General features: G+C 72.3%; 17 protein-coding genes and 1 pseudogene. 12 read left to right on the top strand and 6 right to left on the bottom strand.

Annotated features, from left to right (window positions below; all coding sequences use genetic code 11):
- Nucleotides 1-117: 117 nt before the first annotated feature.
- Both D1J60_RS27665 and D1J60_RS27660 read left to right on the top strand, forming a co-directional pair.
- The gene (locus D1J60_RS27665) at nt 118-1,125 is read left to right on the top strand and encodes a DUF4349 domain-containing protein (protein WP_125822911.1); all 1,008 of its coding nucleotides are present in this window, start codon (nt 118-120) and stop codon (nt 1,123-1,125) included.
- Nucleotides 1,126-1,187: 62 nt separating this feature from the next.
- The gene (locus D1J60_RS27660; protein ID WP_125822910.1) at nt 1,188-2,570 is read left to right on the top strand and encodes an FAD-dependent oxidoreductase; all 1,383 of its coding nucleotides are present in this window, start codon (nt 1,188-1,190) and stop codon (nt 2,568-2,570) included.
- 223 nt (nt 2,571-2,793) lie between these two features.
- Here D1J60_RS27660 and hemE read toward each other — a convergent pair whose 3' ends face one another.
- Entirely contained in the window at nt 2,794-3,858 is a 1,065-nt protein-coding gene (gene hemE / locus D1J60_RS27655; RefSeq protein ID WP_125604838.1) for a uroporphyrinogen decarboxylase, read from the bottom strand.
- A 91-nt stretch (nt 3,859-3,949) separates the two neighbouring features.
- Between hemE and D1J60_RS27650 the strand changes: the two genes are divergently transcribed.
- The 5 genes from D1J60_RS27650 to D1J60_RS27630 all read left to right on the top strand — a co-directional run bounded on the left by D1J60_RS27650 (nt 3,950) and on the right by D1J60_RS27630 (nt 10,560).
- Nucleotides 3,950-4,606: a DUF3000 domain-containing protein gene (locus tag D1J60_RS27650; protein WP_125822909.1), complete on the top strand. Its 657-nt coding sequence runs from the start codon at nt 3,950-3,952 to the stop codon at nt 4,604-4,606.
- A gap of 287 nt (nt 4,607-4,893) precedes the next feature.
- Complete coding sequence (locus D1J60_RS27645) at nt 4,894-5,556, top strand: response regulator transcription factor (protein ID WP_007267191.1); 663 nt, start codon at nt 4,894-4,896, stop codon at nt 5,554-5,556.
- A 125-nt stretch (nt 5,557-5,681) separates the two neighbouring features.
- Entirely contained in the window at nt 5,682-6,968 is a 1,287-nt protein-coding gene (locus tag D1J60_RS27640; protein WP_125822908.1) for a ribonuclease D, read from the top strand.
- 230 nt (nt 6,969-7,198) lie between these two features.
- Entirely contained in the window at nt 7,199-8,425 is a 1,227-nt protein-coding gene (locus D1J60_RS27635; protein ID WP_125822907.1) for an acetyl-CoA C-acyltransferase, read from the top strand.
- The gene (locus tag D1J60_RS27630; RefSeq protein ID WP_125822906.1) at nt 8,422-10,560 is read left to right on the top strand and encodes a 3-hydroxyacyl-CoA dehydrogenase NAD-binding domain-containing protein; all 2,139 of its coding nucleotides are present in this window, start codon (nt 8,422-8,424) and stop codon (nt 10,558-10,560) included. The genes D1J60_RS27635 and D1J60_RS27630 overlap by 4 nt, the downstream gene beginning before the upstream one ends.
- 104 nt (nt 10,561-10,664) lie before the next feature.
- Here D1J60_RS27630 and D1J60_RS27625 read toward each other — a convergent pair whose 3' ends face one another.
- Complete coding sequence (locus tag D1J60_RS27625; protein WP_125822905.1) at nt 10,665-12,404, bottom strand: polysialyltransferase family glycosyltransferase; 1,740 nt, start codon at nt 12,402-12,404, stop codon at nt 10,665-10,667.
- Nucleotides 12,401-13,375, bottom strand: a complete 975-nt coding sequence (locus tag D1J60_RS27620; RefSeq protein WP_241253413.1) for a glycosyltransferase family 2 protein — start codon at nt 13,373-13,375, stop codon at nt 12,401-12,403. Before D1J60_RS27620 ends, D1J60_RS27625 begins: the two co-directional genes overlap by 4 nt.
- A 273-nt stretch (nt 13,376-13,648) precedes the next feature.
- On the opposite strand from D1J60_RS27620, the gene D1J60_RS27615 reads away from it, so the two are divergent.
- The 4 genes and pseudogenes from D1J60_RS27615 (at nt 13,649) to D1J60_RS27600 (ending at nt 17,719) form a co-directional block, all read left to right on the top strand.
- Nucleotides 13,649-14,926 (top strand): DUF6716 putative glycosyltransferase, encoded by a 1,278-nt coding sequence (locus tag D1J60_RS27615; protein WP_125822904.1) that lies wholly within the window; start codon nt 13,649-13,651, stop codon nt 14,924-14,926.
- Nucleotides 14,927-14,963: 37 nt separating this feature from the next.
- A pseudogene (locus D1J60_RS27610) lies at nt 14,964-15,656 on the top strand (acylneuraminate cytidylyltransferase family protein); the annotation flags it as partial.
- A gap of 84 nt (nt 15,657-15,740) precedes the next feature.
- Nucleotides 15,741-16,658, top strand: coding sequence for an N-acetylneuraminate synthase family protein (locus D1J60_RS27605; protein ID WP_125822902.1), 918 nt, complete (start codon nt 15,741-15,743; stop codon nt 16,656-16,658).
- Nucleotides 16,655-17,719 carry a hypothetical protein gene (locus D1J60_RS27600; protein ID WP_125822901.1) on the top strand — a complete coding sequence of 355 codons (1,065 nt, stop codon included), beginning with the start codon at nt 16,655-16,657 and terminating at the stop codon, nt 17,717-17,719. The genes D1J60_RS27605 and D1J60_RS27600 overlap by 4 nt, the downstream gene beginning before the upstream one ends.
- Here the strand turns inward: D1J60_RS27600 and D1J60_RS27595 are convergent.
- Complete coding sequence (locus D1J60_RS27595; protein WP_125822900.1) at nt 17,693-18,820, bottom strand: hypothetical protein; 1,128 nt, start codon at nt 18,818-18,820, stop codon at nt 17,693-17,695. The genes D1J60_RS27600 and D1J60_RS27595 overlap by 27 nt on opposite strands.
- 145 nt (nt 18,821-18,965) lie before the next feature.
- On the opposite strand from D1J60_RS27595, the gene D1J60_RS27590 reads away from it, so the two are divergent.
- Nucleotides 18,966-20,018 carry an LCP family protein gene (locus D1J60_RS27590; protein WP_241253613.1) on the top strand — a complete coding sequence of 351 codons (1,053 nt, stop codon included), beginning with the start codon at nt 18,966-18,968 and terminating at the stop codon, nt 20,016-20,018.
- Here D1J60_RS27590 and D1J60_RS27585 read toward each other — a convergent pair.
- Nucleotides 20,015-21,511, bottom strand: coding sequence for an amino acid permease (locus D1J60_RS27585; protein ID WP_125822898.1), 1,497 nt, complete (start codon nt 21,509-21,511; stop codon nt 20,015-20,017). The two genes, D1J60_RS27590 and D1J60_RS27585, sit on opposite strands and share 4 nt — an antisense overlap.
- Before the next feature lie 102 nt (nt 21,512-21,613).
- Complete coding sequence (gene dxs, locus D1J60_RS27580) at nt 21,614-23,530, bottom strand: 1-deoxy-D-xylulose-5-phosphate synthase (RefSeq protein WP_125822897.1); 1,917 nt, start codon at nt 23,528-23,530, stop codon at nt 21,614-21,616.
- Nucleotides 23,531-23,571 lie beyond the last annotated feature (41 nt).

Raw genomic sequence — 23,571 nt, 5'->3', positions numbered from 1 at the left:
TGGTGAGGCCTGAACGTGACCGCATCGGGACCGGCTCGGGACCTGGCGGGCGAAACCCGCGGGGGGTCCGCGGGCGTCGAAACGGGGACATCAGCCGATCCTCCGGGGGTACTGACGATGTACACGCTCCACAGACACCGCGGCGCCGTGGCGCTGGCCGGCCTCTCGCTCGCGGGGGCCCTCGCGCTCACGGGCTGCGGGGCCGACGGCGGCGCGAAGCCCTCCTCGGACCGGGCGGCGGTCGCCGGGCCCCGGGAGGGCGGGGCCGCGCAGGGCAAGCCGGGGGCCGGGGCGGCCGCGCCCCCGTCGGCGGCGCAGGACGCCAAGGCCGGGACGCAGGCGCCGGTGCGGCCGCACGTCATCCGTACGGGGAAGCTGGGCATCGAGACGTCCGAGCCGCAGAAGGCCCTGGCGGCGGCCCGTACGGCGGCGGAGGGCGCGGGCGGCTACGTCGGCAACGAGTCCACCGAGCGCGGCGGGGACGGCCGGATGACCTCGACGCTGACGCTGCGGGTGCCGGGCGACAAGTTCGACTCGGTGATCGGCTCGCTGGAGGGCAGCGGGAAGCTGCTGCACCGGAAGGTCGAGGCGCAGGACGTGACCGAGAAGGTCGCCGACGTCGACAGCCGGGTGAAGTCGCAGCAGGCCAGCGTGGCCCGGGTGCGGGAGATGATGGAGAAGGCCTCGGCGCTGAGCGACGTGGTGATGCTGGAGGGCGAGCTGAGCCGGCGTCAGTCCGACCTGGAGTCGCTGCTGGCCCAGCAGAACGCGCTGAAGGACCAGACGGCGATGGGCACGGTCACGGTGTCCGTCTCGGAGCCGGCGCCCGCCGCCGTGGAGCGCGAGGACGAGGAGCCGGGCCTCGGTGACGCGCTGGGCGGCGGCTGGGGCGTGTTCGTGACGCTGGTGCGCTACCTCGCGCTGGCGCTCGCGGCGGTGCTGCCGTTCGGGATCGCCGCGGCCCTGCTGGTCCTCGGGTTCAAGGCGTACCGCAGGCTCCGCCCGGCGAAGCCGAAGACGGGCCCGGCCCGCACCCTGGTGCCCCGGCAGGCGCCCGCGCAGGCCGCGGCCCCCGCCGCGGCGCCCGGGCGGTCCGACGCCCCTGGAGCGGATCTCCAGGACTGACGGCGGGTCCGCCCGTAGCGTGTCCCCGTAGGCGCAGGATGCGGCAGGAGGCGGGGCGGACGATGGCGGTGGAACGACTGGTGGTGGTCGGCGGTGACGCGGCGGGGATGTCCGCCGCGTCACAGGCGCGGCGGCTGAAGGGCCCGGCGGAGCTGGAGATCGTCGCGTTCGAGCGCGGGCACTTCACCTCGTACTCCGCGTGCGGGATCCCGTACTGGGTCGGCGGGCAGGTCGGCGGCCGGGACGAGCTGATCGCCCGCACCCCCGAGGAGCACCGCGCCCGGGGCATCGACCTGCGCACGCGCACGGAGGTGGTGGAGCTCGACGTGGCGGGCCGCCGGGTGCGTTCCCGGGACCTGGAGAGCGGCGCCGAGTCCTGGACGGGCTACGACAAGCTGGTCCTGGCGACCGGTGCCCGCCCGGTCCGGCCGAAGCTGCCGGGGATCGGCGCGCACGGGGTGCACGGGGTCCAGTCGCTGGACGACGGCCAGCGCCTGATGGACGACCTGGAGCGGACGCCGGGCCGCCGGGCGGTGGTGGCCGGCGCGGGCTACATCGGCGTGGAGATGGCCGAGGCCCTGGTGAACCGGGGCTTCGAGGTCACGGTGCTGCACCGGGGGCCGCAGCCGATGTCCACCCTGGACCCGGACATGGGCGGTCTGGTGCACTCCGCGATGAACGCCATGGGCATCGTGACGGTCGCCGGCGCGGACGTGGCGAAGATCCTCACGGACGAGGAGGGCCGGGCCCGCGCGGTGGCCACCGCGGACGGGCGCGAGTACCCGGCGGACGTGGTCGTGCTCGGCATCGGCGTGGAGCCGCGCACGGCGCTGGCCCGGGCCGCCGGGCTGCCGCTCGGCGAGTCGGGGGGCCTGCTGACGGACCTGTCGATGCGGGTCCGGGGCCACGAGGACATCTGGGCCGGCGGCGACTGCGTGGAGGTCCTGGACCTGGTGGCGGGCCGGACGCGGCACATCCCGCTGGGCACGCACGCCAACAAGCACGGCCAGGTGATCGGTTCGAACGCGGGCGGCGGCTACGCCACCTTCCCGGGTGTCGTCGGGACGGCGGTCAGCAAGGTCTGCGACCTGGAGATCGCCCGTACGGGGCTGCGCGAGAAGGACGCGCGGGAGGCGGGCCTGCGGTACGTGACGGCCGCCATCCGCTCGACGAACACGGCGGGCTACTACCCGGGGGCCCGGGAGATGACGGTCAAGATGCTGGCGGAGCGGCGCACGGGCCGGCTGCTCGGCGTGCAGATCGTCGGCGGTGCCGGGGCCGCGAAGCGGGTGGACGTGGCGGCGGTCGCGCTGACGGCGGGGATGACGGTGGAGCAGGTGGTCGCGCTGGACCTGGGCTACGCCCCGCCGTTCTCTCCCGTGTGGGACCCGGTGCTGGTGGCGGCCCGCAAGGCCGTCTCCGCCGTCCGCTCCGCGGGGGTGTAGCCCTGCGGGGCCGGTCCCCTACCCGCCCTTCCACCGTTCCCCGGGGCTCTGCCCCGGACCCCGTACGGGCGCTGCGCGCCCGCGCCTCAAACGCCGGCGGGGCTGGAGGATCCAGCCCCGCCGGCGTTTGAGGCGCGGGGTTTGGGGCGGAGCCCCAAGGAACGGAGGAAGGGCGGGGCGGGGAGTGGCGCCGCAGGCACCGCCCCCGGCCCGCCGCGTACGGCTAGCGCTGCGTGCGGGTGTGGACGTAGTCCACCAGGCGGGTCAGCGCGTCCGGGTCGGTCGTCGGCAGGACACCGTGGCCGAGGTTGAAGACGTGGCCCTCCAGGCCGGCGGCGGCCGCCAGGACCTCGTCCGTCTTGGCCTGGACGGCCTCCGGGGTGGAGAAGAGGACGGCGGGGTCCAGGTTGCCCTGGAGCGCCTTGCCGGGGCCGACGCGGCGCGCGGCCTCGTCCAGCGAGACGCGGTAGTCGACGCCCACGACGTCCGCGCCGGCCTCGCCCATCAGGCCGAGCAGCTCGCCCGTGCCCACGCCGAAGTGGATCCGCGGGACGCCGTACGAGGCGACGGACTCCAGGACCTTCGCGGAGGCCGGCATGACCGAGCGGCGGTAGTCCGCCGGGGCCAGGGCGCCGACCCAGGAGTCGAAGAGCTGGACCGCGGAGGCGCCGGCCTCGATCTGGACCTTGAGGAAGGACGAGGTGATCTCGGCGAGGCGGTCCAGCAGGTCCGCCCACAGCCCGGGGTCCCCGTACATCAGGGCCTTGGTGTGCTCGTGGTTCTTGGACGGGCCGCCCTCGACGAGGTAGCTCGCGAGGGTGAAGGGCGCGCCGGCGAAGCCGATCAACGGCGTGCCGCCGAGTTCACCCGTGAGCATGCCGATGGCCTCGGTGACGTACGCGACGTCCTCCGGGGTGAGGTCGCGCAGCTGTGCGAGGTCCTCGCGGCGGCGGATCGGCTGGGCGACGACGGGGCCGATGCCCGGCTTGATGTCCAGGTCGACGCCGATGGCCTTCAGCGGGACCACGATGTCGGAGAAGAAGATCGCCGCGTCCACGTCGTGCCGCCGCACGGGCTGCATGGTGATCTCGGTGACCAGGTCGGGGCGCATGCAGGACTCCAGCATGGCCGTGCCCTCGCGCACCTTGCGGTACTCGGGGAGTGAGCGGCCGGCCTGCCTCATGAACCACACCGGCGTGTGGGGCACCGGCTCCCGCCGGCACGCCTTCAGGAAGGCGGAATCGTACGTCTGGCTCGGCGGGCCCTGGGGGCGGTCGTTGGCGCTCACGACCCAAATCTTCGCACGTATGAAGAAGTGCCCGGCCCGGCGCGGGTGTCCCTGCGCCGTACGGACGCTCGTTCCGCCTAGTCTTCCCGGCATGGCTGCGGCTCAGGGACGATTTTCAGATGGCGCCGAGGGTACGGACAGCGCGAAGGAGAGTTCGGTCCCGCTCCCGTTCCGGCGGGCGGTCGACGGCTTGCGCAAGGCGCGGCTGCGGCCCGGGATCGAGATCGAGCCGGTGAAGCCGCCCCAGCGGCTGGCGCCGTACGCGTACGCGCTGGAGGCCGCGATCGTGGACGGGGAGGACGACCTGGCCGACGGCCGGCTGATCCTGCTCCACGATCCGGCCGGGCACGACGCCTGGCAGGGAGCGTTCCGGCTGGTGACGCTGGTGCGGGCGGAGCTGGAGCCGGAGATGGCGGCGGACCCGCTGCTGGCCGAGGTGTGCTGGTCCTGGCTGACGGGTGCGCTGGAGGCGCGCGGGCTGGGGTACGGGGAGGCGAGCGGCACCGTCACGATGGCGGCCTCGCACTACTTCGGCGGGCTTTCGGAGCGGCGTCCGGCGACGCAGATCGAGATCCGGGCCTCGTGGACGCCGCGCGAGGGGGCGGGCGGGGTGCCGGACACGACCGCGCACCTGGCGGCCTGGTGCGAGCTGCTGTGCCAGATCGCGGGGCTGCCGCCGGTGGGGCCGACGGACAACGTCACGGGCGTGGTGTCCCTGCCACAGCGGCGCGGTCCGCACCACCCGTAGCCGGGCGTTCCGAGGGGGCCGTACGGGCGCGTTCCGCTGCCCGCGTGCGTACCCGTGACGACCGCTCGTTGTCATAACGGCGCGTCAGAACGACGCGGGCCGGGCGGCCTTCTGATCATCCCTTGATCGATCGTGCGTCCGAATTGCCCGAATTGTTACTCACCAAATCGTGATCATTCCCTAAAGCCGGGTGGGTGACGTGCCGAAGGAGTCAGTGACCATCCGCACGGTGCGAACCGGCTTCCTTCCCCGAGCCGGCCGTCCCGCCACTCCCCCAGGAGGCCTAGGTGTCCGTTCTTCTCGAGCAGCCCGCAAGCCTGGTCGCCTACCGCCCGAACAAGCCGACGGCCATGGTCGTCGTGGCCGACCCGCGCGTCCGTTCCACCGTGACCCGCCATCTGTGGGCCCTCGGAGTCCGTGACGTGATCGAGGCGTCGTCCATCGCGGAGGCCCGCCCCCGCGTCGGCAGCCCGCGCGACATCTGCGTGGCCGACGTACACCTGCCCGACGGTTCCGGTCTCACCCTGCTCTCCGAGACCCGCGCCGCGGGCTGGCCGAACGGCCTGGCCCTGTCCGCCGCCGATGACATCGGTGCCGTGCGCAACGCCCTCGCGGGCGGAGTGAAGGGCTACGTCGTCACCGGTACGCGGACCAACATCGGGCTCCCCACCCGGCCCGGCGCCGCCCCCATCGGTGCCGCCGCCGCACGCATGCACCGCCGCCCCCCGGGTGCCCCGAGCCACCCGGGCGGCTACCGAGAGCTCTCCGGCCGCGAGGTCGAGGTCCTGCGCCTCGTCGCGGAGGGCCAGTCCAACAAGGCCATCGGCGTCTCGATGGGTCTGTCCGCCCTGACCGTCAAGTCCCACCTCGCCCGGATCGCCCGCAAGCTGGGCACCGGCGACCGGGCCGGGATGGTCGCCGTCGCACTGCGGACGGGGATCATCCACTGATCCGCCCCGAGGCTCCCGGGCGAACCGCCGGGAGGCCCCGGGAACCGGCCGCCGTTCTCCCCCTCGCGCCCGTCGACGGAACGTTCCGGCGACGGGCGCGTCACATACACGGATACCCTTGACCGGTGACCGACGCCCAAGAGACCGCAGCACACCTGCGCACCACCACCGGGGGCGGCCCCCCGGACGCCGAGGTTCCGTCCGATGGGCAGCCGACGCCGATCCCCTTGCTGGAGCCCCGTGAGGGCATTCCGCCGGTCGTCGCCGACGCCGACGCCCTCGCCCGGGTCGTCGCGGCCTTCGCCGCCGGCACCGGGCCCGTGGCCGTCGACGCCGAGCGCGCCTCCGGCTACCGGTACGGCCAGCGCGCCTACCTCGTACAGCTGCGCCGCGAGGGCGCGGGCTCCGCGCTCGTGGACCCGGTGGGCTGTCCGGACCTGTCCGCGCTGGGCGAGGCGCTGTCCGGTACCGAATGGATCCTGCACGCCGCCACCCAGGACCTGCCGTGCCTGCGGGAAATAGGCATGGTGCCCACCTCGCTCTTCGACACCGAGCTGGCCGGCCGCCTGGCGGGCTTCCCCCGGGTCGGACTCGGCGCGATGGTGGAGAGCGTGCTCGGCTACGCCCTGGAGAAGGGGCACTCCGCCGTCGACTGGTCCACCCGGCCGCTCCCCGAGCCCTGGCTGCGCTACGCGGCGCTCGACGTGGAGCTGCTGGTGGACCTGCGGGACGCGCTGGAGAAGGAACTGGAGCGGCAGGGCAAGCTGGAGTGGGCCCGCCAGGAGTTCGACGCCATCGCCTCGGCCCCGCCCGCCCCTCCCCGCAAGGACCCCTGGCGCCGCACGTCCGGCATGCACAAGGTGCGCCGCCGCCGGCAGATGGCGGTCGTCCGGGAGCTGTGGGAGTCCCGCGACCGCATCGCGCAGCGCCGGGACGTCTCCCCCGGCAAGGTGCTGGGCGACGCCGCGATCGTGGAGGCGGCCCTGGCCCTCCCCGCGAACGTGCACGCCCTGTCCTCCCTGCCCGGGTACGGGCAGCGGATGGGCCGGCGCCAGCTGGACCAGTGGATGGCGGCCGTGGACCGGGCGAAGGCCCTGCCCGAGAGCGAGCTGCCGCAGCCCGGGGCCTCCCCCTCCGGCCCGCCCCCGCCGCGTTCCTGGGCGGACAAGGACCCGGCCGCCGCGGCCCGGCTCGCGGCGGCCCGCACCGCCGTCTCGACGCTGGCCGAGCGGCTGAACCTGCCGCAGGAGAACCTGATCACTCCGGACACCGTGCGCCGGCTGTGCTGGGAGCCCCCCAAGCGGCTCGACGCGGACACGGTGGCGCAGGCCCTGGCCGGCCACGGCGCCCGCCCCTGGCAGATCGAGCAGGTGACCCCGGTGCTGGTCACGGCCCTGGCCGCGACCGCCTGACCCCGGCACCACGAAAACCCCGGCACCCCCGAAAGCCCCCGGCCCCCGGCCGGGGGCTTTCGCGCTGTCCCCGCGCGCCCCGCGGGAGTGTGACCTTCGCCGCTCCTCGGGGAGGGGGTGTGCACATTGGTTACCCGCAAGTAGCATGGGCCGGGTGAGCGGGCGCTCAGCCATACCGGCCGGGTCGCCCCCGCGCAGCAGCGCCATCCCGTACCTGGAGGAGAGCCAACGTGCCTCGTACCGTCAGGGACGTCGTCTTCGTCGACGGCGTCCGCACCCCGTTCGGCAAGGCGGGCCCGAAGGGCATCTACCACGAGACCCGCGCCGACGACCTCGTCGTGAAGGCGATCCGGGAGCTGCTGCGCCGCAACCCGGACCTGGACCCCAAGAAGATCGACGAGGTCGCCATCGCCGCGACCACGCAGATCGGCGACCAGGGCCTGACGCTGGGCCGCACGGCCGGCATCCTCGCGGGCCTCCCCCAGTCCGTCCCGGGCTACTCCATCGACCGCATGTGCGCCGGCGCGCTGACCGCCGTGACCGCCGTCGCGGGCGGTGTGGCCTTCGGTGCGTACGACGTCGCCCTCGCCGGCGGTGTCGAGCACATGGGCCGCCACCCCATGGGCGAGGGCGTCGACCCGAACCCGCGCTTCGTCTCCGAGAAGCTGGTCGACGAGTCCGCCCTGTTCATGGGCATGACCGCCGAGAACCTGCACGACCGGTACCCGACGATCACCAAGCTCCGCGCCGACGAGTACGCCGTGCGCTCGCAGGAGAAGGCCGCCAAGGCGTACGCCGACGGCAAGATCCAGCAGGACCTGGTCCCGATCTCGGTGCGCAACACCAACGCGGAGGTCGGTGAGACGGGCTGGGGCCTGGTCACCTCCGACGAGCCGATGCGCCCGGGCACCACGCTGGAGAACCTGGCGAACCTGAAGACCCCCTTCCGTACGCACGGCCGGGTCACCGCGGGCAACGCCGCCGGTCTCAACGACGGTGCCACCGCCGCGATCATCGCGTCCGAGGACTTCGCCCGCGAGAACAACCTCCCGGTCAAGATGCGCCTCGTCTCCTACTCCTTCGCGGGCGTGGAGCCGGAGGTCATGGGTTACGGCCCGATCCCGGCGACCGAGAAGGCCCTGGCCCAGGCCGGCCTGACGATCGACGACATCGGTCTGTTCGAGGTCAACGAGGCCTTCGCCGTGCAGGTGCTGGCCTTCCTGGAGCACTACGGCATCGCCGACGACGACGCCCGTGTGAACCAGTACGGCGGCGCCATCGCCTTCGGTCACCCGCTGGCCTCCTCCGGCGTCCGCCTGATGACGCAGCTGGCCCGCCAGTTCGAGGAGCAGCCGCACGTCCGCTACGGCCTGACCACCATGTGCGTCGGCTTCGGCATGGGCGCCACGGTCATCTGGGAGAACCCGAACTTCAACGCCGAGGGAGACTCCAAGTGAGCACCACCGCTGAGCTCCTGAAGGGTGCGGCCGAGCTGTTCCCGGACGAGGTCGTCACGTCCGCGCACGTCCGCCACCTGGACCTGCCGTTCGGCGCCGGGCGCTTCGCCCTCATCACGCTGGACAACGGCTTCGACCACACCAAGCCGACCACCTTCGGCCCCCAGTCCCTCGCCAACCTGAACGCGGCGATCGACCAGGTCGAGCAGGAGGCCGCGGCCGGCTCCATCGTCGGCGCGGGCATCACCGGCAAGCCGTTCATCTTCGCGGTCGGCGCCGACCTCAAGGGCGTCGAGCTGCTGAAGAAGCACGACGAGGCGCTCGCCATCGGCAAGGGCGGCCACGACGTCTTCAAGCGCCTCTCCGCGCTGGCCGTCCCCACCTTCGCGTACTACAACGGCGCGGCGATGGGCGGCGGTGTCGAGGTCGGCCTGCACTGCTCGTACCGCACCGTCTCGAAGGCCATCCCGGCCTTCTCGCTGCCCGAGGTCTTCCTCGGCCTGGTTCCGGGCTGGGGCGGCTGCGCCATCCTCCCGAACCTGATCGGCGCGGAGCGCGCGGTCTCGGTCATCATCGAGAACTCGCTCAACCAGAACCGACAGCTGAAGGGCAAGCAGGTCTTCGAGCTCGGCATCGCCGACGCGATCTTCGAGGGCGCCGACTTCCTGGAGCAGTCCCTCATCTGGACCGCGAAGGTCCTCAAGGGCGAGACCGAGGTCGTACGCGCCGAGGTCGACCGCGGCGAGGCCTGGGACGCGGCCGTCGCCAAGGGCCGCTCCATCGCGGACTCCAAGGTGCACGGCGCCGCTCCGGCCGCCTACCGCGCGCTGGAGATCATCGCCGCGGCCAAGGACGGCGACCTCCAGGCCGGCTTCGACGCCGAGGACAAGGCTCTGGCCGACCTCATCATGGGCGGCGAGCTGCGCTCGGGCATCTACGCCTTCAACCTGGTCCAGAAGCGCGGCAAGCGCCCGGCCGGTGCCCCGGACAAGTCCCTGGCGCGTCCGGTCACCAAGGTCGGCGTCGTCGGCGCGGGCCTGATGGCCTCGCAGCTGGCGCTGCTGTTCCTGCGCCGCCTGGAGGTGCCGGTGGTCCTCACCGACATCGACCAGGAGCGCGTGGACAAGGGCGTGGGCTACGTCCACGCCGAGATCCAGAAGCTGCTCGGCAAGGGCCGCATCAACCAGGACAAGGCCAACCGCCTGACCGCCCTGGTGACCGGTGTCCTGGACAAGGCCGAGGGCTTCGCGGACGCGGACTTCATCATCGAGGCCGTGTTCGAGGAGATGTCCGTCAAGCAGAAGGTGTTCGCGGAGGTCGAGGCGGTCGCCCCGGCGCACGCGATCCTCGCCACCAACACCTCCTCGCTGTCGGTGTCGGAGATGGCCTCCAAGCTCCGGCACCCGGAGCGCGTGGTCGGCTTCCACTTCTTCAACCCGGTCGCGATCCTCCCGCTGCTGGAGATCGTCCGCGGTGAGCAGACGGACGACGCCTCCCTGGCCACGGCCTTCGGCGTCGCCAAGAAGCTGAAGAAGACCGCGGTCCTGACGAAGGACGCCCCGGCGTTCGTCGTGAACCGCATCCTGACCCGCTTCATGGGCGAGATCCAGAACGTCATCGACGAGGGCACCCCGGTCGCCACGGCGGAGAAGGCCATCGAGCCGCTCGGCCTGCCGATGTCCCCGCTGGTGCTGCTGGAGCTCGTCGGCCCGGCGATCGGCCTGCACGTCTCCGAGACGCTGAACCGTTCCTTCCCGGAGCGCTTCACCGTCTCCCCGAACCTCAAGCGCGTGGTCGAGGCCGGCAAGCGCGGCTTCTACGTCTACTCCGCCGAGAACGGGTTCAAGCCGGAGCTGGACCCCGAGGTCGCCGCCCTCCTGGTGCAGGGCGACTCCGTCCTCACCGAGGAGCAGGTCCGCGACCGCGTCCTGGACGCGGTGGCGCAGGAGATCGGCCTGATGCTGGAGGAGGGTGTCGTGGCCGAGGCCCAGGACATCGACCTCTGCCTCATCACCGGTGCGGGCTGGCCCTTCCACCTGGGCGGCATCACCCCGTACCTGGACCGTGAGGGCGTCTCGGAGCGGGTGAACGGCAAGAAGTTCCTCGCCCCGGGCGTCGCCAGCGTCCCGGCGTAACACCGCGGGCAGCAACGCGAAGGGCCCGTCCGCACCTGGTGCGGACGGGCCCTTTCCCGTATGCCTTCCCCGTATGCCCGCCGCGTGGCGGCTACGGCTCCCAGCTACCGGCGGCCGAGCCGGCCGGTCTTGACCAGGCGCTGGGCCGCCGGCGAGTCCGGGTTGATGCCGAGCGCCCGCCGCCCCGCCGTCAGGCGCAGGTCGTCGCCGCGCTTGCCCAGCTTGGCGGCGGTCTCCGCGATCCGCAGCCACACCATGGCGCGCCCGCTGTCGGCGCAGACCTCGGCGGCCCGCTCGATCAGCTGCCTGGCCCGGTCGGTCTCCTTGCGGCGGATGTGGGCCTGGGCCATGCCGAGGAGCAGTTCCAGGTTCTCCTGCTCGGCGAGCAGGCGCGCGCCGACCTCCAGGACGCCCTGGTCGTCCTTGGCCTCGACGAGCGAGGCGAAGCCGCTCATCGAGACGTCGGTGACGGGCGCCTCCTCCGGCTCGCGACGCTCCCCGGTGCTGCGCAGGGTCCAGCCCAGGCCGCGCCGCCACTTCCAGGTGCGCGGGCCGGGCAGTTCCAGGCGGGTGCGGGTGCGTTCGTTGAAGTGCATGGCCAGCTCGGGGCGCTCCTCCCACCGGTCGACGGCCGCGGCGATGTACGCCTCGGCCACCGGGCGCAGGAAGCCGAACCGCTTGGGCTGCATGCAGTAGCCCACGGCCTGGACGTACGGGGTGACCTCGGTCCGGACGTGTTCGGCGTCGAGGATCCGGTCCACCGGGGCGGCCGCCGGGTCCTCCAGGTCGGGGACCAGGGCGTGGGTGAGGGTGGCGGGGATCCGGTTGCTGTTGGCGTAGGGCCGCATGCGCCGGACGACCTCCAGGGCGCCGGTCTGGGCGACGGGGATCCCGTACAGGGCGCGGGCGGTGAACAGGCCGGTGGAGAAGCAGCCGATCACCCGGCCGGGGCGCAGGTACGCGAAGACGGTCTCGGCGAGGACCGGGACGTCCAGCACGAGGAAGGGGACGCCTGCCTCGCGGGCCGCGCCGGCGAGGGCGTCGGAGAGGGCGGAGGGGGCGGAGGGGTGGGGTTTGAAGACGACGGCGGTGTGGCCGAGCCGTACGGCGTGCTCGAACATGCGCCGGTGCAGGTCCTCTTCCTCCTCCTCGGTGAGGATGCCGAGCGGGGAGAGGTACTGGCCGAGGAGGAGCGCGGTCCCCGGGCCTCCCCGGGCGAGCTGCCGTGGGATCGCCCGGTCGAGGATCGGACGGCACTCCTCGGTGAGCTCCGCCAGCAGTTCGAGCACGGCGCCGGTGTGCACGGGCCGCGAGGGGATCCCGTACTCGGTGAGGAGCATGGGCAGCAGGGCCGGGACGAGGTCGAGGTAGAGGACCTGGGCGATCCGCCCGTGCAGGGGACGGGGCAGGTCGTCGCGGGTGGGGCCGTAGCTCATGACGCCGTCGGCGTACACGGCGAGGGTGGCGTCGGAGAAGATCTTGCAGAGCGTCTGGGCGGGCTTGACCTGGATCGACTCGACGACGAGTTCCAGGGGCCCGGGCCGGATGGCCATCTTCTCCGCCATGACGGTGCGCCACAGGGGGGCGTCCTCGTCGCGGGGGGCCCACACCGCGGGGTGGAAGGGGTAGATGAGGTCGTTCCAGTAGACGACCCGGTGGAAGCGCCTGAGGACGGCGGCGGCGCCGGGCATGTGGTGCAGCGGGGTGGCGACTTCGGGGATGTCGACGTTGTTGCAGACGAGCAGGACCCGCTCGCGGTCGTCCCGGCCGAACTGCCCGGCGTCGATGGCGGCGGCCACCGTCATGGCGCCGTAGAGGGTGGAGGCGGCGAATATCCGGGTCATCGGGCGGCGGCGCCCTGGTGCTGCGACATGAGTTCCCTGAGCTTGGTCACGCGTGCGGAGTCCATTCCCGCCAGGGTTCCTTCCAGGATGTCCTGGGGGAGGTCGAAGAGGATCTGCGCGCCGCGTGCGCGCAGCAGGTCCCGGGTGAGTTCCTCGTACTGCTCCTCGCGGCCCAGGTGGATGACGATGAGCGCGCACAGGGTCCGCATGGCCTTGAAGGACAGTTCGTATCCGCGCGGGTGGTGGGAGAGCTCGTCGAAAATCATCCGGAAGGCGGGGAGGAAGTCCAGCTGCCGTTCGTCGGGGACCTTGGTGAGGGAAGTGGACACGTCGCGGCGGTAGAAGACGCCGTGGAGGTCGACCACTCCGAAGGACCGCATCCGCAGGTGCAGCTTGTAGAACCAGGGGCGGTCCTCGGCGGTGCGCAGGCTCTCGTCGAAGAAGAGGGCGTCGGCCTGCCGCAGCCGTTCACGGTCGTAGATGCCGGCCCAGGACTGCGGGTAGTCCATGAAGGTGGAGGCGTCGACGGGGCCTATGTAGTCGGCGGGATCGAGCGGGAGGGCCCTCGGCGCGAGCGGCGCCATGACGATCTTCCGCTTTCTTCCGTACACGCGGACGTGGCCGGTGCGCAGGAAATCCACACCGGACTCGCTCATCCAGCCGACCAGTTGCGCGAGATATCCGGGGGCGTACCAGTCGTCGCCGTCGAGGAAGGTGAAGAAACGGCCGCGGGCGGCGGCCAGGCCGATGTTGCGGGTGGCCGAAATGCCGAGGTTCCGCTCGTTGCGGATCAGTACGGCGCCGGGAATCCCGGGGACCATCTCCCGCAGTATCTCCGACGTGCCGTCGACGGAGCAGTCGTCCACGACGATGAACTCGAAGTCCTCCCGGGCATTGAGCGCCAAGGACTTGAGCGCCGTCCGGCAGAACTCCCGGACGTCACACATCGCGACGATTACCGAAAGGGTCACCACCGGAGCACTCACCTTCTCCCCCTTGCCCACACACGTCCGCCGGAGCCGCACGGACGGACCGGACATCATGATAGGAGCGCCCGGAGAGGCACCCGGATCCTCCGGGTGTGACGTACAACTCCCCCGGCCGTCGAAGCCTTTCCGTGACACATAAGGCTCAGGTGAGCATGTAGGGTCTATGGGGCCCGGCGGCAGTCCCGCCCCTGGCCCGCGCCGGCCGCGGGCACGCCGACGGCAGTTGGGCTCCGCCGACCGACCGGGAATCACCAAGTGCGCATCCACGTGCTCGCAGACTCCGACACCCGCTGGAAATGGGGCGCGGGGCTGGCCGTGGGCCTGGCACCGGGCAGCGAGGTGCACGCCCACATGCTGCGCGGCCGCAGCACGCCGACGGCGCGCCAGCTGGCGGAGGTCGGCATCACCCCCGCCTCGATCACCGAGGCCACGCTCGCCGGTTTCGCGGCGGCACCGGAACTCGACGGAGCGGATCTGATCATCCTGGGCACGGTCGGCGGCGCCACCCACGCCGCCCTGCACGCGCTCGCCCGCCGGTTCGCCGGGGCGCCGCGGCGGCCGGTACTGATGACGGGTTACGTGGGCGTCGTCTACGAGAAGATGGCCGACGGCCTCCTGCTGCGGGCCGGCGCCGACATCGTCCTCGCCAACAGTCCGTTCGACCGGCGCCGATTCACCGAGGTGTACGAGCCGCTCGGAATTCCCGTTTCCTGCATCGTCCAGACGGCGCTCCCCTTCCTCGACCAGAGGCCTTACGACGCGAACCGCACGCACGCGGCCCACCCCTATACGGTGTGCTTCGCCGTCCAGCCGTCGGTGCCCGCCGACCGCGGCGGCCGCCTTTACCTGCTGCGCCGCGCGATATCCCATGCGCGGCTGCGCCCGGGACGCGACGTACTGGTCAAACTCCGCAGCAGGCCCGGTGAGGCGACCACCCATGTGGAGGCCTTCCACTACCAGGTGCTCGCGGAACAGCTGGAAGAGCCGCTGCCGCCGAATCTGCATTTCGTCTACGGGAACATGTCGGACACTCTCGACCGCACGGACCTGCTCGTGACGGTCAGTTCCACGGCCGCCCTGGAATCGATGCACCGGGGAATGCCGACCGCGATCCTCAGCGACCTCGGAGTCCGGGAAGTCCACGGAAACCACTATTTCACCGGTTCCGGATGCGTCACCGACTGGACCGCGATAGACGAGGGCGCCGCCCCGCTCGCGGACGAATCCTGGACGGCCGACCAGGGAATCCGCGCGGTGAATCCGTACGGGGAACTGCGCCGCCGCATCGAGCAGTTGCGCGGCACCGCGCTGCCGCCGATATCCCCGTACTACACGGCCGACAGCGCACCCGAATACGTGGGGGCGCTGCTGCGCCGCCGGGGGCTGAACCCGGACGGCTCCCCCGGCGCGGCGGCCGCCGCCCGACGCCCGAGCGGCCCCATGCGGCGCACCTCCCGCCGCGTGCTCAAGGTCGCCTACCAGTTCGGGGTCCAGCGCGTGGCCCCGAAGATCCAGCAGTGGGGCGGCGTGTGACCGCCCCCGTCGTACCGGCACCCCAGGGGGAAGCCTCGTGAACGTCACCGCCGTCATACCCGCCCGGGGCGGCTCCAAGGGCATCCCCGGCAAGAACACCGCCGAGGTCGGCGGGGTACCCCTCGTCGCCCGGGCCGTGCTCGCCTGCCGGGGCGCCGCCCACGTCGGCCGGGTGGTGGTCTCCACTGACGACGCGTCGATCGCCCGCGCCGCCGTCGCGGCGGGCGCGGAGGTCGTCGACCGGCCGGCGGAGCTGGGCTCGGACCGGGCGTCCAGCGAGTCCGCTCTGCTGCACGCCCTGGACGTGCTGGAGGAACGTCACTGCGAGCCGGTGGACGTCCTCGTCTTCGTGCAGTGCACGAGCCCCTTCACCACCCCGGAGGAGGTCGAGGAGACCGTCCTGGCCGTGCTGCGCGACGGCGCCGACTCGGCCTTCACCGCCGTGCCCTTCCACGGCTTCCTCTGGGGCACCGGGCCCGCCGGGGCACAGCCCGGCCACCACGCGCACGGGATCAACCACGACAGCTCCGTACGCCTGCGCCGCCAGGACCGCACCCCCGAGTACCTGGAGTCGGGCGCCGTCTACGCCATGCGCGCCGAAGGCTTCCGCCGGCACGGCCACCGCTTCTTCGGCCGGACCCAGCTCGTCCCCACCGCCCCCGAGCGGGCCGTCGAGATCGACGAGCCCGGCGACCTCGCCCGGGCCCGGGCCCTGGCCCCCCTCCTCGACGCCCCGCGGACCCCGGCGGCCACGCCGTCGCCGGTCCCCTCGCGAAACCCCTCGCAGTACCCCGGAAAGGAACTCTGAACAGTGGTGCACAGCAGCCGAATCCGCCGGATCGGGAACAAGGAGGTCGGCCCCGGCCGGCCCACCTACGTGATCGGCGAGATCGGGATCAACCACAACGGTGAGCTCGCCAACGCCCTCGCGCTGATCGACGCGGCCGCCGACGCGGGCTGCGACGCCGTCAAGTTCCAAAAGCGCACCCCCGAGATATGCACGCCGCGCGACCAGTGGGGCATCGAGCGGGACACCCCCTGGGGCCGGATGACGTACATCGACTACCGCCACCGCGTCGAGTTCGGCGAGGACGAGTACCGGGCCATCGGCGAGCACTGCGCCGAGCGCGGCATCGCCTGGTTCGCCTCCCCGTGGGACACCGAGGCCGTGACCTTCCTGGAGAAGTTCGACGTCCCGGCCCACAAGGTGGCCTCCGCCTCGCTGACCGACGACGAGCTGCTGCTCGCCCTGCGCGCCACCGGCAAGACGGTCATCCTGTCCACCGGCATGTCCACCCCGCAGCAGATCCGGCACGCCGTGGAGGTGCTGGGCAGCGCGAACGTCGTCCTGCTGCACGCCACCTCGACGTACCCGGCCAAGGCCGAGGAGCTCAACCTGCGCGTCATCAACACGCTCCAGGAGGAGTACCCCAACGTCCCCATCGGCTACTCCGGCCACGAGACGGGCCTGCAGACCACCGTCGCCGCCGTCGCCCTCGGCGCCTGCGCCGTGGAACGGCACATCACCCTGGACCGCGCCATGTGGGGCTCCGACCAGGCCGCCTCCGTCGAGCCGGGGGGCCTGGCCCGCCTGGTCCGCGACATCCGCACCATCGAGACCGCCCTCGGCGACGGCGTCAAGCGCGTCTACGCCTCCGAGCTCGGGCCGATGAAGAAGCTCCGCCGCATCCAGGGCACCCTCCCCGCCGAGGGCGTGACGGCCTCGGCATGAGCGAAACCCTCGCCCTGGTGGAGAGCCCGGCTCAACTACTGAACGTCCTGGAGTGGGCGTACGTCCACCCGGGCGAGGCAGCGTCCCTCACCATCGCCGTCCTCCAGCCGGTGGACCCGCGTTCGCGCGCGCAGGTCCGCCGGCTGTGCCGGTTCGCCTCCCAGTCCAAGGTGGTCTGGCGGCGCTACGAGGTCCGCGCCGGCTATCTGGGGCGGGCCGGGGAACTCGTCCGCCTCGGCCGCGCGGTCGCGGCCGCCCGGCGGCTGGTGATCGGCGACCTGTTCTCCCGGACGATCCAGCTGCTGCTGCCCCGCTCCAAGGCCCGCGAGGTGGTCGTCGTGGACGACGGCACCGCCACCACCGAGCTGGTCAGCCTGCTGACCAACGGCGGGCAGCTGACCCGCTGGCACCAGGGCGAGCTCAAGCCCTCCGCCAAGGGCGGCCCGGTCAACCGCTGGCTGGCCCGGGAGGAGCTGGAGCGCGCCGTCTTCTTCACCTGCATGCCGGTCACCGCGCCGCCCGGCACCGAGGTCCGGCCCAACGACTACGCCTGGAGCCGCGCCACGTTCGGTCCGGTGCGGGTACGCTCCGGGGCCGACCTGGCGGGCAGCTCCCTGGTGGAGACCGGGGTCGTCGACGAGGACCGGTACGTCGACGCGGTCGGCTGGATCGCCCGCCACCGGGCGGCCGGCCGCTACTTCGCGCACCGCAGGGAGAGCGGTCCCAAGCTGGAGCGGATCGCCGCACTCACCGGCATGGAGATCGTGCACCCCGAGCTGCCGCTCGAACTGACCGCGCTCACCGAGCCCATCGGCCGGTCCCTGCTGACCTTCGCGTCCACCATCGCCTACACCCTGCCCATCGTGCTGGGCGGCTCGCCCGTGCGGGTGGAGCTGTGCGACATCGACGACGCCTGGATCACCCCGGACACCGCGGAGCGGTCGGTGGACTTCCTGCGGCGGATATCGGCGCTGGCGGTGGACCGGCACAACCTGACGAGGATCCCGCCGCAGGGCCAGCGGCGGCCCGAGCCGTCACAGGCGCTGCCAGCGGCCCAGTGACAGCCCGGAGTTGTCCTTCTGCCGGCTGACCAGCAGCTCCCCCCGGGCGCTGACGCAGGCGATGACGAGCAGCCCGCGGGCGTCGAGGGCGAGCGCCGGGGAGCCCGGCCCCTCCTCGCCGATCTCGGTCCACCACAGCCCCGCCGCCTCGTGTTCCGTGGGGTACGCGGCGAGGGCGGTACGCCCGTTGACGCCCCGGTGGGCCAGCACCGTGCAGTCGTAGCCGTCGACCAGCGCGCGGACGGCCGCGACCGCGCCGGTGCCCGGCCCGCCGCCGAGCGCGAGGACCCCGGCGCCCTCCCGGCAGGCGAACACCCCGCTCCCGTCGGCCGCGTGCCAGAAGTGGGTGACCCGGCCCGGGGACGTCTCCAGGGTGCGCGCCGAGCCGTCCTGGGCGGCGTACGGGACGTCCTCGGCCCGCTCCACGGGGCCGCCGGGCGTGTTCTGGGTCCAGCGGGAGAGGCCCTTCTCGCCGGGCGCCGTGAGCCAGATGCGGCCGTCGGCGGTGGAGTCGGCGGTGATGCCCTCGAAGGCCTTGCTGCCCCGCAGGTCCTCCCAGGGCTGCCAGTCGCCCCTGCCGTCCTGGCGCCTGACGTGGACTCCGCGGCCCGCGTTGCGGACGAAGAGGTGGGGCGTGCCCCGGGCGTCGACCGCCACGGCGGGCGGACCGCCTCGGTGCGACATCCCGGCCCGCTGGTAGAGGGTGCCGAGGGATTGCCAGGGGCCCATCGGGCGGCCGCTCTGGTACTGCACCGCGTGGTGGTAGGTGACCGTCGCGGCGTCCCCGCTCCCGGTGCGGCGCCGGCCCGCGAAGTGGGCGTACCCGTCCGGCCCCTGGCCCACCGCGAGGTCGGTCAGGCCGTCCGCGGGCAGCAGGTCGGGGCCCGTCCAGCCGGGGCCGCCGGGGGCGGTCTCGGTCCAGCGGAGCACGCCGTCCCCGGCACGGGCATAGGCGGTGAGCCGGCCGTCCTTGCCGATGAGGAGCCAACGGCCGGTCAGGGGGCCCAGCGCGGCGGCGTTCCGGCCGGGCCCGGGGGTGCGGGTGGCTGCGGAGGTCTGCCCGGGGGACCTGTCCGAACCGCGCCGGGATCGCGTCGCCATGGAACCGCAGCAACCCTTCCGCTTCGTCGTTCGAACAGATTCAGGATACCCCGGGGCTCCCGGGCGGCCCCCTGCGTCTATGTTGTAGCCCGTGACTTCAGACTCCACCGCCACCACGAAGCCGCCCCGTTCCCGCGCCTCCCGGATCCGGCGGGGCCTCGCCTGGACGGCGGCCGTGGTGGTCCTCGGCGCGGCGGGGTCCGGCTGGTGGGTCTACGGCCACCTCAGCGGGAACATCGACAGCGTGGACCTGGACGAGGCCATCGGCACCGACAACCGGCCGCCGAAGGTCGTCCAGAACGCGCAGAACGTCCTGGTCCTCGGCTCCGACTCGCGGGCCGGGGCCAACGGCGAGCTCGACCACGGCGACGTCAGCGGCGCCCGCTCCGACACCGCGATGCTGGTGCACATACCCGAGGGCCGGTCCAGGGCCACCGCGGTGAGCATCCCGCGCGACACCCTGGTCACCCGGCCCGAGTGCAAGGACGGGGACGGCGCCACGGTCCCCGAGGCCCGCCGGGTCATGTTCAACTCCGTCTACTCGCTGGCCGGTCCGGCCTGCGTGGTCAAGACGGTGGAGCAGCTGTCCGGGATCCGCGTGGACCACTTCGTCGAGGTGGACTTCGCCGGCTTCAAGGACCTCGTCGACGCCCTGGGCGGGGTCACCGTCACCCTCGACCAGCCGATGACCGGCGCGAAGGGCGGCCTCAAGCTGGACGCGGGGACGCACCGCCTGAACGGCACCGACTCGCTGAAGTTCGTACGGACCCGCTACGGCTACGGGGACGGCAGCGACCTCGGACGCATAGGCCTTCAGCAGCAGTTCATGCTGGCGATGCTGTCCGAGATCAAGAAGCAGGACGCCCTCGGCAATCCGGCCCGGCTCTACAAGCTCGCCGACGCCGGAACCAAGTCGCTGACCACCGACTCCGACCTGGCCTCGCTCACCGCGCTGTCCGACTTCGCGCGGAGCCTGCAGGGCGTGGACCCGTCCACGATGGAGACCATCATGCTGCCGGTGGCCTACGACAAGGTGGACCCGAACCGGGTCGTGGTCGCACAGGAGCAGGCCTCCCAGCTGTGGGAGGCCCTGCGCAACGACCGGAAGGTGCCCGCCTCGGCGAAGGACTCCCCCGCCAAGGGCGGCGGCCCGGGCGCCAAGTCCCGCACGCCCGGGCCGTCCCCGTCCTCGTCCTAGTACTTGGCGTCCTGGCCGACCTGCGCGAGGCGGCTCTTGCGCCTGCCGTAGGCGAAGTAGACGACGAGGCCGATCAGCATCCAGATCCCGAAGCGCAGCCAGGTCTCGGCCGGCAGGTTGAGCATCAGCCAGAGCGAGGCCGCCATCGACAGGATCGGGATCACCGGCACCCACGGGGTGCGGAAGGACCGGTGCAGGTCGGGGCGGGTCCTGCGGAGGATGATCACGCCGAGCGCCACGATGACGAAGGCGAACAGGGTGCCGATGTTGACCAGTTCGGCGAGCTTCGCCAGGCTGGTGAACCCCGCGATGACCGCGATGATCCCGCCGAGGAGCAGCGTGGCCCGGTAGGGGGTGCGGTACTTGGGGTGGGTGACGGAGAAGACGCGCGGCAGCAGTCCGTCACGGCTCATCGCGAAGAACACGCGCGTCTGGCCCAGCAGCAGGATCATGCTGACCGTGATCAGGCCGACGGCCGCCCCGAGGCTGATGGCGCCGGAGAAGAACGGCTGGTTCACGGACTTGAAGGCCTCGGCGAGCGGCGCGGTCGGCGACATCTCCGCGTAGTACTGCATGCCGGTGACGACGATGGTCACGGCGACGTACAACAGCGTGCAGATCAGCAGCGAGCCGAGGATGCCGCGCGGCATGTCCCGTTGCGGGTTCTTGGTCTCCTCCGCCGCGGTGGCCACGACGTCGAAGCCGATGAAGGCGAAGAAGACCAGGGATGCAGCGGTGAAGATGCCCATGACGCCGAAGTTGGTGGGCTCGTACCCGAACAGCAGCTGGACCAGTGGTGCCGTCCAGCCGCTGCCTCCCTCCTGCGGCTTCGCCGGGGGGATGAACGGCGAGTAGTTGTCGGCCTTGATGAAGAACAGGCCCGCGACGATGACCAGCAGGACCACGAAGACCTTGATGGCGACGACGACCGCGGTGATCCGGGCCGACAGCTTCGTGCCGACGACGAGGATCGCGGTCAGGACGATGACCAGCAGGAAGGCCATCAGGTCGAAGGTGCCGCCCGCATCGGGTCCGGACAGCGCCACGGGCATGTCCCAGCCGAGGTTCGTGTGCATGAGGTGGCGTACGTACCCGGACCACCCGACGGCCACGACGGCCGTGCCGAGCGCGAATTCGAGGACCAGGTCCCAGCCGATGATCCAGGCCGGCAGCTCGCCGATCGAGGCGTACGCGAACGTGTACGCCGATCCGGCCACCGGGACGGTGGACGCGAACTCGGCGTAGCAGAGGGCCGCGAGGGCGCAGACGACGCCCGACACCACGAAGGAGAGCGCGGTGGCGGGGCCGGCGTTGTTGCGGGCCGCGATGCCCGTGAGGACGAAGATGCCGGTGCCGATGATGACGCCGACACCGAAGACCGTCAGGTCCCAGGCGGAGAGCGATTTGCGGAGCGCGTGCTCCGGCTCCTCCGTGTCACGGATGGACTGTTCCACCGTCTTGGTACGGAACGGGCTGTTCTGATCCGTGCTCACCGACGCACCTCCCAAGAAGTACGCGAACGGGCCGGGAGGCCCACCCTTCAAGGGTGATCTCCCGGCCCGTGACGTGCAACCGCGCGATCCGGCCCGTTGCGGCTAGTCGACGGCGGCGGCAGGCTCGCTCTCGAAGCGCCCGTCAAGCTTGGCGACGAGACCGGTGACCTGGCGGGCGATGTCCGGGGCGGTCAGCCCGATCTCGGCCATGATCTCCTTGCGCTGCGCGTGGTCGAGGAAGCGCTGCGGGATGCCGAAGTCACGCAGCGGTACGTCGACGCCGGCGTCGCGCAGGGCCTGGGAGACCGCGGCGCCCACACCGCCGGTGCGGCCGTTGTCCTCGACGGTGACGACCACCCGGTGGCGCTCGGCGAGCGGGGCGAGCGCCTCGTCCACCGGCTTGACCCAGCGGGGGTCGACGACGGTGGTGGAGATGCCCTGCTTGTCGAGGAGGCCGGCGATCTCCAGGCACATCGGGGCGAGCGCGCCGACGGAGACGAGGAGTACGTCCGGTCGGGTGACCTCGGGGGCCGGGGTGCGCAGGACGTCCATGCCGCCGATCCGGCCGACGGCCGGGACGGCCGGGCCGACGACGCCCTTGGAGTAGCGCACGACGGTCGGGGCGTCCTTGACCTCGACGGCCTCGCGCAGCTGGGCGCGCAGCTGCTCCGCGTCGCGCGGGGCGGCCAGGCGCAGGCCGGGGACGACCTGGAGGATGGACATGTCCCACATGCCGTTGTGGGAGGCGCCGTCGTCGCCGGTGACGCCGGCGCGGTCCAGGACGAAGGTGACCCCGCACTTGTGCAGGGCCACGTCCATCAGGACCTGGTCGAAGGCGCGGTTGAGGAAGGTGGCGTAGACCGCGAAGACGGGGTGGACGCCGCCGGTGGCGAGGCCGGCGGCCGAGGTGGCCGCGTGCTGCTCGGCGATGCCGACGTCGTAGATGCGGTCCGGGAAGGTGTCCGCGAACTTCTTGAGGCCGACCGGGTGGAGCATGGCCGCGGTGATGCCGACGATGTCCTCGCGCTCGTGGCCGAGCTTGACCATCTCGTCGGCGAAGACGGAGGTCCAGCTGGCGGCGGCGGTCTTGACCGGGAGCCCGGTGTCGGGGTGGATCGGGCCGATGCCGTGGAAGCGGTCGGCCTCGTCCTGCTCGGCGTGCGTGTAGCCGCGGCCCTTCTGGGTGAGGCAGTGCACGATGACCGGACCGCTGAAGCGCTTGGCGCGCTGGAGCGCGGACTCCAGGGCCTCGATGTCGTGGCCGTCGATGGGGCCGATGTACTTCAGGCCCAGGTCCTCGAACATGCCCTGGGGGGCGATGAAGTCCTTGAGGCCCTTCTTGGCGCCGTGCAGGGTCTCGAAGAGCGGCTTCCCGACGACGGGGGTGCGCTCCAGGATCTCCTTGCCGCGGGCCAGGAAGCGCTCGTAGCCGTCCGTGGTGCGCAGGGTGGCCAGGTGGTTCGCGAGGCCGCCGATGGTGGGGCCGTACGAGCGCTCGTTGTCGTTGACGACGATGACGAGCGGGCGGTCCTTGGCGGCCGCGATGTTGTTCAGCGCCTCCCAGGCCATGCCGCCGGTGAGGGCGCCGTCGCCGATGACGGCGGCGACGTGGTGGTCCTCGCGGCCGAGCACCTCGTTGGCCTTGGCGAGGCCGTCGGCCCAGCCCAGCACCGTGGAGGCGTGCGAGTTCTCGATCACGTCGTGGTCGGACTCTGCGCGCGAGGGGTAGCCGGACAGGCCGCCCTTGGCGCGCAGGTCCGTGAAGTCCTGGCGGCCGGTGAGCAGCTTGTGGACGTAGGCCTGGTGGCCGGTGTCGAAGAGGACCTTGTCCTTGGGCGATTCGAAGACCCGGTGCAGGGCGATCGTCAGTTCGACCACGCCGAGGTTGGGGCCGAGGTGCCCGCCGGTCTTGGAGACGGCGTCGACGAGGAAGGACCTGATCTCGGCCGCGAGCTGGTTGAGCTCCTCCTGGCTGAGCCGGTCCAGATCGCGCGGTCCCTTGATGCGGGGCAGCAGCACCCGTGCCTCCTTGCAGTTGCTTGCTGGTCTGTCGAGTCTAA

The sequence above is a fragment of the Streptomyces sp. W1SF4 genome, assembly GCF_003950035.1.
Classification (GTDB): Bacteria; Actinomycetota; Actinomycetes; order Streptomycetales; family Streptomycetaceae; genus Streptomyces; species Streptomyces racemochromogenes.
Note: the sequence above shows the minus strand (reverse complement) of the source record. Positions and strands in the feature narration are given on the sequence as shown.